Genomic DNA, 15,332 nt, shown 5'->3' on the forward strand with positions numbered 1-15,332 from the left:
CGAAATCGCTAGATACGCGGCAACTCAAAGGATTTACTCGACATGGCTGAAAGCATTGCCGAGGCGGTATCCCGCCGCCGCACCTTCGCGATTATTGCGCACCCGGACGCCGGTAAGACGACGCTCACCGAAAAGCTGCTTCTGTTCGGGGGAGCCATTCAGCTTGCCGGGGAAGTGAAGGCCAAGAAGGACCGCATCCAGACCCGCTCAGACTGGATGAAGATCGAGCGTGAGCGCGGCATCTCCGTCGTCACCTCCGTCATGACCTTCGAATATGAAGGCAATGTCTTCAACATTCTCGACACGCCCGGTCACGAAGACTTCGCCGACGATACCTACCGCACGCTCACCGCAGTCGATGCCGCCGTCATGGTCATCGATGCCGCGAAAGGTATTGAGCCACGCACGCTGAAGCTGTTCGAAGTATGCCGCATGCGCGACATCCCGATCATCACCTTCGTCAACAAGATGGACCGCGAAAGCCGCGATACCTTCGAAATTCTCGACGAAGTCGAGGAAAAGCTGGCGCTGGACACCGCGCCGGTCACCTGGCCGGTCGGCCGCTCAAAGTCATTCTGCGGCTCCTATAACCTCGCCAACAGCACCTTCCGTGGCAGCGACACACAGGTTGAGCCGACAAAGGTAAACGGTCCGCAGAGCGTGGCCGATCACCTGCCGGAAAACGAGCGTCAGGCCTTCATCGACGAGCTGGAACTGGCCATTGAAGCCTGCCGCCCGTTCGACAAGCAGGCCTTTCTCGAAGGCCATATGACGCCGGTTTTCTTCGGTTCGGCGCTGCGTAATTTCGGCGTTCGCGATCTGATCAACGCGCTCGGCGACTTTGCGCCACCGCCGCGTGATCAGGTGGCCGATATTCGCACCGTCCATGCATCTGAAGAGAAGATGACGGCATTTGTCTTCAAGATTCAGGCCAATATGGATCCGAACCACCGCGACCGTATCGCCTTCGCACGCATCTGCTCCGGCAAGCTGGAGCGCGGCATGAAGGCGCGTCTGGCCAGAACGGGCAAGCAGATGGGTTTGACGGCGCCGCAGTTCTTCTTCGCCTCCCAGCGCCAGCTGGCAGATACCGCTTACGCCGGTGACGTGGTCGGCATCCCCAACCACGGGACACTGCGTATTGGCGATACCTTGACCGAAGGCGAGGCGCTGGTGTTTCAGGGTGTGCCCAACTTCTCGCCGGAAATCCTCCGCCGCGTGCGTCTGGAGGATGCCATGAAGGCGAAGAAGCTGAAGGAAGCCCTGCAGCAGATGGCGGAAGAGGGCGTCGTGCAGCTTTTCTCGCCGGAGGATGGCTCCCCCGCGATCGTTGGTGTTGTCGGCGCGCTGCAGCTTGACGTGTTGAAGGAGCGCCTGTCGGCGGAATACAGCCTGCCCGTCTCCTTCGAAATGTCGCGCTTCTCCGTCTGCCGCTGGGTATCTTCCGATGACAAGGCGGAGCTGGAGAAGTTCATCACCGTCAAGCGCGGCGATATCGCACGCGATCTCGATGGCGATCCGGTCTTCCTCGCGCAGGATTCGTTCTCGCTGCGCTATGAGGCCGAGCGTTATCCGGCCATCAAGATGGTCGCCATCAAGGAATACCACGTCGCCAAGGCGGCGTGATGTGCCTCATGTCCTGCGCGGGGATCACTCCCCGCGCGGATAACGCTGGTTCTCTTCCAGCACGTTGAGATCCATGTGGTTGCGCATGTAGCGCTCCGAGGCTTTCTGCAGGGGCTGATAGTCCCAGGGGAAATAGGCACCATTGCGAAGGGCCGGATACACCACCCAGCGTCGCGCCTGACTTTCACGCACCGCCTCATCGAAACGCTGCAAGTTCCATCGCTCCTGCATCATCGCCGTCATCCGCAGCAATTGCTCGGCGTGGTCCGCAGAACCGGCAAGGTTTCGCGTCTCGTGCGGATCGCTTTGCAGATCGAAAAGCAGCGGCGGATCGGCTTCACACAAAGTCAGCTTGAAACGGCCATCACGCAGCCCAATCAAGGGTGCGATAGATCCTTCGGCGGCATATTCCATGGGAACCGGGCCGCGAGAACCAGTGCCTTGCGCCAGTGGGGTAAGATCCTCTCCGTCAGTCCATCGCGCGAGGCGTGAAAGGTCCAGCCCTGCCAGTGCGCCGAGCGTGGGCGTCACATCCAGTGTGGAAACCGGCTGCTCCACGCAAACGGGTTCCCATCCCGGGCTTGCGATCATCAAGGGCACGCGCGCGGAGCCCTCGAAGAAGCACATCTTGAACCAGAGGCCCTTTTCGCCCAGCATATCGCCATGATCGGAGACGAAGAGGATGATGGTGTTCTCCGCCATCCGGCCACGTTCCAGAACATCGAGAATCTCGCCAACCTTCTCGTCAACATAGGAAATATTGGCGAAATAGCCGCGCCTTGCGCGCCGTACCTGTTCTGGCGTGATGTCAAAGGCGCGAAAATCGCAGGCCTCCAGAAGCCGTTGGGAGTGCGGGTCCATATCCTCGAAGGCCGGAACCTTTCCAGGCGGATCGAGCTGTTCGCAATTCTCGTAAAGATCCCAGAATTTTCGCCGTGCCACGTAAGGATCGTGCGGATGGGTAAAGCTGACGGTCAGGCACCAGGGTCGTTCATCCTGCCGGCGCGAAAGATCGTAGAGCTTGCGGGTGGCGTGATAGGCCACCTCATCGTCATATTCCATCTGGTTGGTGATTTCGGCCACACCCGCGCCGGTCACCGAGCCAAGATTATGATACCACCAGTCAATGCGTTCGCCGGGTTTCGTATAGTCTGGCGTCCAGCCGAAATCGGCCGGGTAAATGTCGGTCGTCAGCCTTTCCTCAAAGCCGTGCAGCTGGTCGGGTCCGACGAAATGCATCTTGCCGGAAAGGGCGGTGTGATAGCCGGCAGCGCGCAGGTGGTGAGCGAAGGTCGGTATGTCGGAGGCGAATTCCGCCGCATTATCGTAAACTCTGGTCCGGCTTGGCAATTGCCCGGACATGAAGCTCGCACGCGCCGGAGCGCAAAGCGGGCTGGCGGTATAGGCGTTGGCAAAGCGCACGGAGCGCTCGGCCAGTTTCTTCAGGTTCGGGGCGTGTAGAAAATCTGCCGGACCATCCGGAAACAGGGTTCCGTTGAGCTGGTCCACCATCAGGATCAGGATATTTGGCTGCTGCATGGGAGCTCAGAATCCAAGAGCGCTTTGAACGGCTGGCAGTGCTGGCTTGCCATCCAGCGTGGTGGCGCCGGAAAGCCAGGGTTCTATGGTTTTCGGATTGGCCTTCAGCCAGGCCTTGGCAGCCGCTTTCGGGTCCTGACCGTCGAGGATTGAGCCCATCAGCTCGTTCTCCATATCGATGTTGAAGCGCATGTTCCTGAAAACTGTCGCTGCATTGGGGCACTTTTCAGACCAGCCGGTCCGCGCCAGCGTATAGACCTCCGCGCCGCCGTAATTGGCGCCAAAATAGGCGTCTCCACCGGAAAGATAGGTGATCTTGAACTGCGTGTTCATGGGGTGCGGTGCCCAGGCGAGGAAGACGATGTTTTCCTTCTGGCTCTCGGCGCGCTTCACCTGTGCCAGCATGGCCTGCTCGCCCGATTCGACCAGATCCCAACCTTTCAGATTGAAATCGTTCGCTTCGATCATCTTCTGAATATTGGCGTTGGCCGGGGCACCCGGCTCAATGCCGTAGATTTTCCTGCCAAAACTGTCCGCCTGCTTTTGCAGATCGGCGAAATCCTTCACGCCCTTGTCTGCCACATAGGAAGGCACTGCGAGCGTGAATTTCGCGCCCTCCAGGTTCTTGGTCAGTACCTCGGCGGCCTTGGCAGCATTCAGATCGTCGACGAAGGATTTCTGTGCAGGCATCCAGTTGCCGAGGAAAACGTCGATCTCGCCATTCTTCATGGATTGGTAGCCGATGGGAACGGAAAGCGTTTTTACATCCGGCTGATAGCCCAAAGCATCCAGAACGACAGAGGCGGTCGCATTGGTGGCGGTGATATCGGTCCAGCCGGGATCGGAAAGGCGTATCGTCTTGCAGGCCGCATCATCGGCAGCGGCTGCACCGGATGCCAGAGCCGCGACAAAGGCAGCACCGCAAAGGAGCTGCCGGATCGGCGTTGCAATTTTCATGGTTGTTCCCCTGTTTTGAGCGGTCCCGGCTGTCTCTGCCTCAAGCCGCGCTTTTTTTTCTGGTCGGTGGTCAGGTCTTCAAGAAATGCATCGCACCAATGCTGCACGTCCTTCACCAGAAGGTGGTCCATCATGCCGCGCCAGCGTTGGATCCTCTCCTCCTGTCCCATGGTCAGGGCCCGCGCAATTGCATTTCCAGTACCCTCAATATCGTATGGATTGACCAGCAAAGCCCCCTTCAGCTCACGCGCTGCACCGGCAAAGCGTGAGAGCACAAGGACGCCCGGATCTTCGGGATCTTGCGCTGCGACGAACTCCTTGGCAACGAGATTCATGCCATCGCGCAACGGCGTGACGAGACCCACCTTGGCAAGCCGGTAAAGGCCCGCCAGTACCGGGCGGCCGATGGAGCGGTTGATATAGCGGATCGGCACCCAATCAACCGTGCCAAGTACGCCGTTCACCCGGCCAGCCTGCTCTGCCACAGTGCGTTGCATGGCCTCGTATTCCGGCACTTCGGAGCGCGATTTGGGGGTGATCTGCAGATAGGTGACCTTGCCGTGATGGGCAGGATTGCGGGAAACGAAGCTTTCATAGGCATCGATGCGCTGGGTGATGCCCTTGGAATAATCAAGGCGATCGACGCCAATGATGAGGTCGCGATCTTCCATGCTTTGGCGTGCCTTGCGCACCAGGACGGATGAGGCTGCCTTCTTGGCAAATTCGGCAAAAGCGGCCGTTTCAATGCCGATGGAATAAAAGCCACCCTTGAAGGTGCGCCCGTGCGAACTGAAGAGGCCATCGCCAATCGCGTTGCCATAGCCTTCCCGTACCAGACAGCCGCGAAAATTCTCCAGGTCGTGATCCGTCTGGAAACCGACCAGATCGTAATGTGTGAGGCCGCGCATGATCTCCTCATGCACTGGCATGGCGAAAAGAACATCCGCCGGCGGCCAGGGAATATGCAGGAAAAAGCCGATCTTGTTGGTAAAGCCCATCTGGCGCAATTCCGCAGCCAGCGGAATGAGATGGTAGTCATGGATCCAGAGAATGTCGTCCTTCTGGATCAGCGGCGCGACACGATGGGCAAAGAAGCGGTTAACCCGGAAATAGCCTGCCATCTCCTTGCGTCCGTATTCGGCAAGATCCAGCCGGTAGTGGCAGATGGGCCAGAGAACCCGGTTGGCAAAACCATGATAATACTCCTCCACATCGGTCTTGGTCAGATCGGTGAGGGCATAGGTAATGTTGCCGCGTTCGGTCAGCGCCAGTGGCGCAGGGTCACGCGTGCCACTCGACTTGCCGGACCAGCCCATCCAGACGCCGCCGCGCTCTTCCAGCGCAGCCTGCAACGCCACGGCAAGACCGCCAGCGGGCGCAGTGCCGTTCTTCTCCGGCATCGGTACGCGGTTGGAAATCACTACGAGACGGCTCAAGACGACTTCTCCTTCTTCGAGGCTATGTTGGGACGGAAAACATTAGGAGGGCTGCGCGAGCTGCGCCAGAATTTGCCGCAGGTGAACGGCTGATGAGATGATGGCCTGGGCCTCGGTCTGATCGGCTTCGCCCACGCGAATGGACATGCCACCCAGATCGTTTGCTACCTTGAACATGGCTTCGTCTGTCAGGTCGTCGCCGATGGTAATTGGCTTTCGGCCAGCAAAGGGCGCTTCCTCCAGAAAGGCGCGAACCGCCGCACCCTTGCTGGCACGCGACGGTCGGATTTCGATGACCATCTTACCGCGTTGCAGGGTATAGCCCGGTCCTGCTGCCTCCAGCGCGGAGGCCATGACTGCCTCGAGAGATTGCTCCCATTGCGGTGCCTGACGGAAATGGGCTGCCACGGCTGCGCCCTTGTCTTCGATAATGACGCCTTCCCAGTCCACCGTCACACGCGTAAGCGAGCGTTTCAGTGTCTGGAAGGCGTCATCCTCCTCCACGAGGTCGAGGGTGCCATCTGTCCGGCGGCGCTCAGCGCCATGCAGACCGGCAATGGGCAGGGAAAGCGGAGCAAAGAGCTGATCGGCAAAGGGCAGGTTGCGCCCCGTGACCAGGGCCAATGCGCCACCCAGTCTTTGCGAAAGGCGATCCAGATTCTCCACCAGACCGGGAGGTGTACTGACGCCATCCGGTGTCTCGGCCAAATCGATCAACGTGCCGTCAATATCGAGGAAAAGAGCCCAGTTGTCGGGCTCGGCGAGCAAAATTCCGAGCGGTCCGTCCGCCGCTTGGGCCAGATCGGCTTCGGCTTCACGCGATGTGTCGGTCGTTAACATGGTTTGGGATGTAGACCGGCAACAAGATAAGGCAAGGTTGAGACATGCGAATCTCTGCCCGGAGCTGCCGCAGGATCATGAATTCGACATCATCCGTCGCAATCTGCTCCTGGGTCTGGATCCGCTAATGTGTCGTTAACCGATTAAGCACAGACTTTAATTCAGCCTCCGGGCTGTCGCGTCGTAGACTGGGAAGATCGATCATGTGCCGCTGGGCCGCCTATCGCGGTAATCCACTTTATCTGGAGGAACTTGTTTCCTCTCCCGCCCATTCGCTCATCGAACAAAGCCACTGCGCCAGCCGTGCAAAAACCGCCACAAACGGCGATGGTTTCGGTATTGCCTGGTATGGGGATCACGCGGAGCCGGGTCGTTACCGCGATATTCTGCCGGCCTGGTCCGATTGCAACCTTCGAAGCCTGGCGCGGCAGATCCGCTCACCGCTGTTCCTGGCGCATGTGCGTGCCGCCACCAATGGTGGAACGCGGCGAGACAACTGCCATCCCTTCGTGTTTGGCCCCTGGTCCTTCATGCACAATGGCCAGATTGCCGGGTTCGACAAAATCCGGCGCAAGATGGAAGCCCAGCTTTCGGACGAGCTGTTCAACGCTCGCACGGGCACGACGGATTCTGAATTGCTCTTTCTGCTGGCTTTGCAGATGGGCATGGCGGAAGATCCCGTCGGTGCGGTCGGGCGCGCCATTGCCGAGGTCGAGCGCCTGTCTGCCGAGGCCAGCGATACCACGCTGGTTCGCTTTACCGCCGCGTTTTCGGATGGCCGCTCGCTTTTCGCCATTCGCTATGCGACCGACCACAAGCCGCCAACACTCTACGCCGCGCCCATGGGTGGGGAAGGCGGCTACTGTCTGGTCTCCGAGCCGTTGAACGACGACGTGGATGCCTGGACCGAGATCCCCGACGGCAGCGCCGTCATGGTGTCAGACGATGGCTTGGCCACCTCTGTCTTCCGGCCAGCGGGCTTGGCTGTTGCTGCCTGAAGAAGACCGTTTTGCTATCCTGATGAGGCGAGCTTCTCCGCAATGAGACAGGCGAGCCGTTCGGCCACTTCTTCTTTCGTCATATCCGGCCATTCAGCTATGCCGTCGGCAGAAATCAGCTTCACGCGATTTCGGTCCCCGCCCATAATGCCGGTTGCAGGGGACACATCATTGGCGACAATGATATCAGCCCCCTTGGCTTCCAGCTTGCGGCGACCATTGGCCTCTACATTCTGCGTTTCGGCTGCAAAGCCCACGACGAAACGGGGACGCTCGGCATGATGGCCCACGGTCTTCAGAATGTCCGGGTTTTCCGTCAGTTGAAGTGGAGCAGGGGCCTCGCCCGGTTGCTTCTTGATTTTCTGGTCAGCCGCACCCGCAACCCGCCAATCGGCAACGGCTGCCACCATGACGGCGGCATCACAAGGCAATTGGGAAAGCACAGCCGCCTTCATCTCCTCTGCTGTTTCCACATGAACGGTCGAGACGCCTTTAGGGTCCGGAATGGTGACCGGACCGGAAACCAGCGTGACCTCTGCGCCAAGCTTCGCCAAGGCGCTGGCAATCGCATGGCCCTGCTTGCCGGAGGAGCGATTGGCGATGTAACGAACGGGATCGATTGGCTCGTGCGTCGGGCCTGAGGTTACGACGATCCGTTTGCCTGCCAAGGGCTGCCCCTGAGGCGCAAGCAATTGGATGGCGGCAGCGAAGATCTCCAGCGGCTCTGCCATGCGTCCGGTCCCGGCCTCTCCGCTTTCCGCCATTTCACCCTGCATTGGGCCGATGAAATGGATGCCGTCCTGACGCAACGTTTCCGTATTGCGGCGGGTTGGCGCTGCCTCCCACATTTTGGGGTTCATGGCCGGTGCGACAAGGACGGGTTTATCCGTTGCCAGAAGAACGGCGCTCGGAAGGTCGTTGGCCAGACCATGCGCCATCTTTGCCATCAGATCTGCCGTGGCAGGCGCTACAAGCACCAGATCGCATTCCCGCGCCAGCCGGATATGGCCGACATCCTGCTCATCCTCGCGGGAGAAGAGATCGGTGTAGACATGGCTCGCAGAAAGCGCACCAACGGCCAGCGGCGTTATGAACTCCTGAGCAGCCTGGCTGAGGATGGGTCGCACCGATGCACCCCGCTCCCGCAAGCGGCGAATGAGATCGAGGCTCTTATAAGCGGCAATACCACCGGAAATGATCAGCAGAATGTGTTTGCCCGCAAGCTCCATCGTCGTGATACCCTATCGAGTTTGTCAGGGAAAAGTGGAAACCGGTTTTCCCCAAAAAGACAAACGAAAACAAATAAGCATGGCGTCACGTCTGGTCTAAGCCGTTTTGCGACTTTAGGAAAGATCAGGGAGAACGCTTCTTGGCCACAGGCGTCGGAGGAGGCGTCACCAGCCTGAACTCCTTCATTTCCTGTCCAGACAGATAGTAGAGCCTGTCCGGCGGTGTCTCCAGTGCGTGAAACCATAGGCTTGCCGCTATTCCCATCGCATCCAGATGGCGGGCAAGGCGGGCGGTGGTGCTTTGCGCGCTTGACATGGCCTGTTCGGGAGAGGGACGTTCCTTGCTGCCGTTGAAGATCTGGTGAACACCGATCACGGCATCCTTCTCCGCTTCCCGCACGGTGCCGCCTGCCATCACAATCGGGCAGGAGGAGGCGCAAAGCGCTCGCTTTTCCACCCGGGTGGTGAGCTTGCGTTCGCGGATGAGGCTGGACATGGCGAGGGCATCATCCACCGAACCGCCGGGGGAGTTCAGCGAAACAACCTTGATATACTCGCCGCGTGTCTCGATCTCCTGCCGAAAGCGTTCCGCAGCACCCGGATCGATGGAGCCCTCTGCCCTAAGCAAGCCTCCGGGCTGAAGATCGAAGCGAATGGCCTGACGAAGAACCTGTGGGTCGCTGGCAGGTTCAACGGGCGGCGCGTGCGGTTTGCCATCGGTGAGGGCAGGCGGAAGAACCGGCTGGCCGACCTTTTGCGGGTCAAAGGCTGGTGGCGCAAACTCCTGTGTCGCTTTTGAAATCTCGCGAACATCGACGACGAGAAACAAGGCTGCCGTGGCGAGGAGCGCATAGAAGGCACCCCGCATGACGATCGCATCATCGGCCCGTGCAAAAGCCTGCCAGAGCCTCTGCCCTGCTTCCTGTGGCCTCATGCACCAGGTCCCTTGCGCGGCAGCTTGTTGAGGTCGAGACTGGTGATCTTGCCCTCCTCCTCCGTCTCGGTGTCCGGGGAAGCACGTCCACTGGACTCTGCCGTGCGAAGGGCCTCTTCGATATCGATACCGCGTGCGCTCAAGGCACGCTGTACCTCCAGCGCCTCCAGAAGCTCGGCGGCGGTAATGCGCTCGGCAAAGGGCATCCGGGCCTCCTGCCTGCGGATCGCGCCATGAACCGTTGCGAGAATAAAGACGAGTACGGCAGGCAAAAGATCGATGGAGATTGCCCCTGCCCAGGCGGGGATGAAGTCACCCGCATATCGTAATACCGCCTCCGCTGAGGAAAGCGGCACAAAGCGGCGCTCTGCAACGGGGGGACGGGTCAGGATTTCATCCGCAGCCTGCGACAAAACCTTTGACTGCGCGGCAACCGAGGCCCGGATCGTTTCCATGACCTGTCCTTGACGATTGGCGAGATCGACTTCCCGGCCATCCGCGACAGGCGCAATGAAGCCGAGCGAAAGGTCATCCGCAGCGCGGCGGATCGAAGGGGCGATCGAGGTCTGGTTGAGGGAGGTGATGACGCCGGTCAGCGCCACGACTTCCGATGAGAACTGATCGGCGCGCGGTGCGATGGCTCCCGGTGAGGACACCAGCGTTCGCATGGTTTCCAGCCGCTTCTGCCCTTGCTCGAAGAGGTTCGCCACTTGCTCACGCGAGGCGACGATGCCGTTCTCCAGATCCTTCATCTGCGCCGACATTTGGCTCAGAAGCTGAACGACACTGCCCGCACCCGTGGTGCCCGTCAGCGCGCCGGATTGGCGTTCGGCGTCGGCAAGCTGTGAGAAACGCTCCGAGGCCCGCTGAATATCCGGCAGCAGGCTCTGTGCGGCGAGCGCATTCTGGTGCGCCTGGTCCAGATCGGCTGTGTAACCTTCGACGGTTTCCGCCAGATGCTGCTCCAGCGCTGCGGAGCCAGCCAGCGCAGCCGCATTCAGCCAGCTCGACATGGCAATGATCATGGCGCAGCCGAGTGCCATGACGCCCAGCATTGCGCTGCGTGCACCGGGACCTGTCACATGCGGGAAGAACCGCGCCATATAGGACCAGAAGGCGTAGATGGCGACCGAAACCGAGCCGGAATAGATGATCGCGGCAAAGAAGACCGCTGTTGCCGAGCCGTCCAGAAGGCTGCGAACCCCCAGATAGGTATAGACGCCGGAGGCCAGTGCCAGCACTGCCAGGGCAAATCGCGTCATGGTTTCGACGGCGGCAACCCCGTCATGCAGCCGATGTGATGCGCCAAGCGCCATGAAATCATGTCTCCAGGGGAGTGTTTCCTTAACAAACCATGAAGAAACGGGCGAAATGAAGGCCGCTTCACACGCAGAACGTTTGATCAGCTGATCTGAATAGCGATGTAAACCAGTGTTGCCGCAATCACCCAGAGGGCGGCACGGCCCCAGCGGCTGTGTTTGGCTTCCGCCTTGCCGATGGCTTCCGCCGTCTGATCGTCAAAGCGCACGCCATGTTCCGTCATGTGCAGCAGTTGCTGGTGGAATTTCTCCGTCTTGGCGGCAATTTCCGGGGCGGCTTCCGCAAGCTTGACGGCAGCCTTCAATCCGTCGCGCAGATCGGTGGCGATGCGCTTCGGTCCCAGATTGTCGCGGATCCAGGCGCCCACGACAGGTTCTGCCGCGCGCCACATGTTGAAGCGCGGGTCCAGCATGCGCGAGACGCCTTCCACGACCACCATGGTCTTTTGCAGCAGGATCAGTTCAGGCCGTGTCTGCATTTCAAAAAGGTCTGTCACCTCGAAGAGCAGTGCGAGCAGGCGGGCCATTGAGATCGTTTCGGCCGGTTGGCCATGAATGGGCTCGCCAATGGCGCGGATGGCCTGAGCAAAGCTGGCGACATCGTGATGAGACGGGACATAACCCGCTTCGAAATGCACCTCTGCCACGCGAAGATAGTCGCGCGTGATAAAGCCGTAGAGGATTTCCGCCAGGAAGCGGCGTTCCTTTTTGCCTAGCCGGCCAACAATGCCCATGTCCACTGCAACAATGGTGCCTTGTGGATCTACAAACAGGTTGCCGGGATGCATATCGGCATGGAAAAAGCCGTCGCGCAGCGTGTGGCGCAGGAAGGACTGGATCAGCGTCTCTGCCAGCTTTTCCAGATCGTAGCCTGCCTCGCGCAAGCCCTCGATGTTCGACATCTTGATGCCATCGATCCATTCCATGGTGATGACATCGCGGCCTGTGCGTTCCCAGTCGACCTGCGGAACGCGGAAGCCCGGATCATTCTTGGTGTTCTCACCAATTTCTGAAAGAGCAGCCGCCTCCAGCCGCAAATCCATTTCCAGCTTGGTTGTCTGTTCCAGTGTTCGCGTCACTTCCACCGGCTTCAGGCGGCGCGTGGAGGGCAGGAGACGTTCCTGCATCCGCGAAATCAGGTACATGCTTTCAATGTCATGGGCGAAGCGTTGACGCACGCCGGGACGCACCACTTTCACCGCGACTTTTCGCTCGCCATCCGCATAGTGCACTGCAGCCGGATGCACCTGTGCAATGGATGCTGCGGCAAGCGGTTCATCGAAGCGCGTATAAAGCTCCGTCACGGACCGGCCGAGCGAAGCCTCGATGGCAGACCTTGCTGTTTCAGTCGGAAAGAATGCCATTCGATCCTGCAGCATCGACAGGTCGATCGCCCAATCGACGCCCACCACATCCGGACGCGTGGCAAGAAACTGTCCGATCTTGACGTAGGACGGGCCAAGACGATCGACCGCTCTCGTCAAGCGAACACTGCGGCTTTCCTGGATGGAGGTTGGCCGCGTGAAAATCTGGGCGATGGATTTCGCAAGGCCGACGACAGGCGGAAGCCCCTGCGTGGGTAGAGCTGCCACCACCCCTTCACGAACCAGAACCCAGCCCACGCGGGCGAGGCGAAAATAAGCGCCAATCGTGCTCATGCGCTCACAGTTTCCAGCCCGAATGCAGGGCGGCGATGCCGCCGGTATAGTTCGTATAGCTCACGCGGGAGAAGCCTGCCTCGCGGATCATTTTGGCGAAATCTTCCTGGTTGGGGAATTTGCGGATCGATTCCACCAGATATTGGTAGGGTTCCGCATCGCCGGTGATCATCTTGCCGAATTGCGGAATGGCGCGGAAGGACCACTCGTCATAAAAGCGATCCAGAAGCGGCATTTCCACCTCGGAAAACTCAAGCACGAGCAGGCGCCCGCCGCGCTTCACTACCCGATAGGCCTCCTTCAGAGCCACATCGATGCGGGGTACGTTGCGAATGCCGAAAGCAATCGTATAGGCATCGAAGCTATTGGCCTCGAAGGGCAGTTCTTCGGCATTGGCCTCGACAAAGGTGAGGTTGTCGGAAAGCTTGCGCTTGGCGGCGCGCTCTGAACCGACGCCGAGCATGGAGCCGTTGATATCCAGAACGGTTGCATGGGCCTGCCGGTTGGATGCTTCCACGATGCGGAATGCGATATCGCCGGTTCCGCCCGCCACATCCAGCACCTTATAGGACGGATCCTTGCGCGGGTTAAGCGCCGCGATCATTGCATCCTTCCACACCCGGTGCATTCCGGCGGACATGACATCGTTCATGATGTCGTAGCGCTTGGCCACCTTGTGAAAGACTTCATTGACGAGGCCCTGCTTCTCGCCTTCCGCCACATTGCGAAAGCCGTAGGAGGTTTCCATTCCGCCATTTGCCGTCACGCGGTTTTCAGCCATGGCTCATTCTTCTCCGTTTCGAACTCGGGCCGGACCATAGCGAAGTTGGTGCGGCGATACTATCTCTTATCATGCCCCTTGCGGCACTATGGCGCTGGTCTATAGAGCACGGCGCGCGCCGTTGAAAACAGGAAGTTAGGTATTCATGCCCGAATTGCCAGAGGTCGAAACCGTGCGGCGCGGTCTGGCGCCCGTCATGGAACATGCCTACGTCACCCGTCTTGAAACCCGCAGATCAGATCTGCGTTTTCCCTTTCCAGAGGATTTCTCCGGGCGCGTGGGCGGGCGCCGTATTATCGGGCTTGGTCGCCGTGCGAAATATCTGCTCATCGACCTCGATGATGGCATGACCATTATTTCCCATCTGGGCATGTCCGGTTCCTTCCGCATGGAAAAGGGTGAACAGACCGAACTGCCGGGCGAATTTCATCACCCGCGTTCCAAGAACGAAAAACATGACCATGTGATCTTTCATCTCGACGGGCAGGATGGCCCGCAGCGGGTGATCTATAACGATCCGCGCCGCTTCGGCTTCATGCATCTGTGGCCCCGTTCGGAACTCGATCTCTATCCGGCCTTTGCTGGACTGGGGCCTGAGCCGACGGGTAATCTGCTGGATGCGCAGGGGCTGGCCACCCGCTTCGAAGGCCGGGCGCAGCCCCTGAAGAGCCTCCTGCTCGATCAGACAGTGATTGCAGGTCTTGGTAACATTTATGTCTGCGAGGCGCTGTGGCGGTCTGAACTCTCTCCGCTGCGCAAAGGAGGAACCCTTGTTACGGAGAAGGGGAAGCCGCGCGCGCAACTGGAGCGCCTGACCCTGGCCATCCGCGAGGTGATTGCCGATGCGATTGCCGCCGGCGGCTCTTCACTGCGAGATCATATCCAGACGGATGGTTCGCTCGGCTATTTCCAGCACAGTTTTTCCGTCTATGATCAGGAGGGTAAGCCATGCCCCCGTGATGGCTGCGCAGGCACGATTGAGCGTATCGTCCAGTCCGGCCGCTCAACCTTCTTCTGCGCAAGATGCCAGAAGTGACTCTGCGCATTCGCTCTTTTGCGGCTTGTCGCTCCAAGACTCATGAAATTGCGCGTTGACTGGAACCCGCAATCCGGTTATGTAGCCGCCCACAGTTGGGAAAGCCTTCTACGGCTTCCTCTATTGCTCCCGAATTGCTGGATGACAGGTCAGACGGACCCGGCGCGGTAATGGCGGAGTTTTGGTTCGAATTCGAAGAGAGGCAGAGATGGCCAATACCACTTCGGCGAAAAAGGCGACCCGCAAGATCGCTCGCCGCACAGACGTCAACAAGGCACGCCGTTCGCGTGTTCGTACCTTCATCCGCAAGGTTGAAGAAGCGATCGCTTCCGGCGACGCAGCCCAGGCCGCAGAAGCACTGCGCGCCGCTCAGCCGGAAATCCAGCGCGCTGCTACGAAGGGTGTTGTTCATCGCAACACGGCTTCCCGCAAGGTCTCGCGTCTGGCTGCCCGCGTGAAGGCTCTGACGGCCTAATTCCCGTCATAAACGATTGTCATTTTTAAGCCCGGTCATCGACCGGGCTTTTCGTGATTCTGACCCGTAAGAAGTTGGAGTACTCCTTCCGGGTGATGCCAATGACAAAGTCGTGACACAAAAAAGCACGGCAATTCAATGGCTTATGGGAGGATGTGAGGAGTCTGGCATGTTGAGGGAGGGCTCTTTAACCCTCAGTGCGAGTCAAGCGATTTTTTATTTTTCAGCCTTCACACTGCGCTTTGAAAGGTGCCAATTTCGAATCCCATTGATTCGTTTGAGATTCTTGGCTGAAGCCCTGCCTCCGAGTCAAATTAGGCCCCATGAGTCAACGCTCGCGCTTTAATTTTGCGTAAAATTCATCGTTGATTCCCCTTCTCGATCCTGCCTTAATGATCTTCAACAAGAGGCGCGGGGAACCCTCCTGAAATTCCGATTGGCTCTTCCGGTTAACCGGAGACTAACGGTTTTCGTTTCTTGTCCGGGCCTCAACGAGGGCTCGGT

Annotated in this window: 13 protein-coding genes; 4 read left to right on the forward strand and 9 right to left on the reverse strand. The window is 59.2% G+C overall.

The window, feature by feature from the left end:
• The first annotated feature begins 42 nt into the window (after window positions 1-42).
• Entirely contained in the window at window positions 43-1,626 is a 1,584-nt protein-coding gene (locus tag ACFSE1_RS04490; RefSeq protein WP_377397021.1) for a peptide chain release factor 3, read from the forward strand.
• A 24-nt stretch (window positions 1,627-1,650) separates the two neighbouring features.
• On the opposite strand, the gene betC is transcribed toward ACFSE1_RS04490, so the two are convergent.
• The 4 genes from betC to otsB are packed head-to-tail and all read right to left on the reverse strand — an operon-like array spanning window position 1,651 to window position 6,398.
• On the reverse strand, window positions 1,651-3,165 hold the full coding sequence (gene betC, locus ACFSE1_RS04495) for a choline-sulfatase (protein ID WP_377397023.1): 1,515 nt from the start codon (window positions 3,163-3,165) through the stop codon (window positions 1,651-1,653).
• Between the two features lie 6 nt (window positions 3,166-3,171).
• A complete protein-coding gene (gene choX / locus ACFSE1_RS04500; RefSeq protein WP_377397025.1) occupies window positions 3,172-4,122 on the reverse strand; it encodes a choline ABC transporter substrate-binding protein in 951 nt (316 codons plus the stop codon).
• Window positions 4,119-5,558: an alpha,alpha-trehalose-phosphate synthase (UDP-forming) gene (gene otsA / locus ACFSE1_RS04505; RefSeq protein ID WP_377397027.1), complete on the reverse strand. Its 1,440-nt coding sequence runs from the start codon at window positions 5,556-5,558 to the stop codon at window positions 4,119-4,121. Before otsA ends, choX begins: the two co-directional genes overlap by 4 nt.
• Window positions 5,559-5,600: 42 nt before the next feature.
• Entirely contained in the window at window positions 5,601-6,398 is a 798-nt protein-coding gene (gene otsB, locus ACFSE1_RS04510) for a trehalose-phosphatase (RefSeq protein WP_377397029.1), read from the reverse strand.
• 203 nt (window positions 6,399-6,601) lie between these two features.
• On the opposite strand from otsB, the gene ACFSE1_RS04515 reads away from it, so the two are divergent.
• Complete coding sequence (locus ACFSE1_RS04515) at window positions 6,602-7,396, forward strand: class II glutamine amidotransferase (protein ID WP_377397031.1); 795 nt, start codon at window positions 6,602-6,604, stop codon at window positions 7,394-7,396.
• Window positions 7,397-7,410: 14 nt separating this feature from the next.
• Here ACFSE1_RS04515 and coaBC read toward each other — a convergent pair whose 3' ends face one another.
• The 5 genes from coaBC to ubiE all read right to left on the reverse strand — a co-directional run bounded on the left by coaBC (window position 7,411) and on the right by ubiE (window position 13,317).
• A complete protein-coding gene (gene coaBC, locus ACFSE1_RS04520) occupies window positions 7,411-8,625 on the reverse strand; it encodes a bifunctional phosphopantothenoylcysteine decarboxylase/phosphopantothenate--cysteine ligase CoaBC (RefSeq protein WP_377397033.1) in 1,215 nt (404 codons plus the stop codon).
• A gap of 124 nt (window positions 8,626-8,749) precedes the next feature.
• On the reverse strand, window positions 8,750-9,559 hold the full coding sequence (locus ACFSE1_RS04525) for a COG3904 family protein (protein ID WP_377397035.1): 810 nt from the start codon (window positions 9,557-9,559) through the stop codon (window positions 8,750-8,752).
• A complete protein-coding gene (locus ACFSE1_RS04530) occupies window positions 9,556-10,875 on the reverse strand; it encodes a hypothetical protein (protein ID WP_377397037.1) in 1,320 nt (439 codons plus the stop codon). Before ACFSE1_RS04530 ends, ACFSE1_RS04525 begins: the two co-directional genes overlap by 4 nt.
• Before the next feature lie 86 nt (window positions 10,876-10,961).
• On the reverse strand, window positions 10,962-12,536 hold the full coding sequence (gene ubiB, locus ACFSE1_RS04535) for a 2-polyprenylphenol 6-hydroxylase (protein ID WP_377397039.1): 1,575 nt from the start codon (window positions 12,534-12,536) through the stop codon (window positions 10,962-10,964).
• A gap of 4 nt (window positions 12,537-12,540) precedes the next feature.
• A complete protein-coding gene (gene ubiE / locus ACFSE1_RS04540) occupies window positions 12,541-13,317 on the reverse strand; it encodes a bifunctional demethylmenaquinone methyltransferase/2-methoxy-6-polyprenyl-1,4-benzoquinol methylase UbiE (RefSeq protein WP_377397041.1) in 777 nt (258 codons plus the stop codon).
• Between the two features lie 145 nt (window positions 13,318-13,462).
• Here ubiE and mutM point away from each other — a divergent pair, with 145 nt between their 5' ends.
• Both mutM and rpsT read left to right on the forward strand, forming a co-directional pair.
• Window positions 13,463-14,353, forward strand: a complete 891-nt coding sequence (gene mutM, locus ACFSE1_RS04545; protein ID WP_377397043.1) for a bifunctional DNA-formamidopyrimidine glycosylase/DNA-(apurinic or apyrimidinic site) lyase — start codon at window positions 13,463-13,465, stop codon at window positions 14,351-14,353.
• A gap of 208 nt (window positions 14,354-14,561) precedes the next feature.
• A complete protein-coding gene (gene rpsT, locus ACFSE1_RS04550; RefSeq protein ID WP_377397045.1) occupies window positions 14,562-14,828 on the forward strand; it encodes a 30S ribosomal protein S20 in 267 nt (88 codons plus the stop codon).
• Window positions 14,829-15,332 lie beyond the last annotated feature (504 nt).

Source organism: Affinirhizobium helianthi, from assembly GCF_042680945.1.
GTDB classification, from domain to species: Bacteria; Pseudomonadota; Alphaproteobacteria; order Rhizobiales; family Rhizobiaceae; genus Neorhizobium; species Neorhizobium helianthi.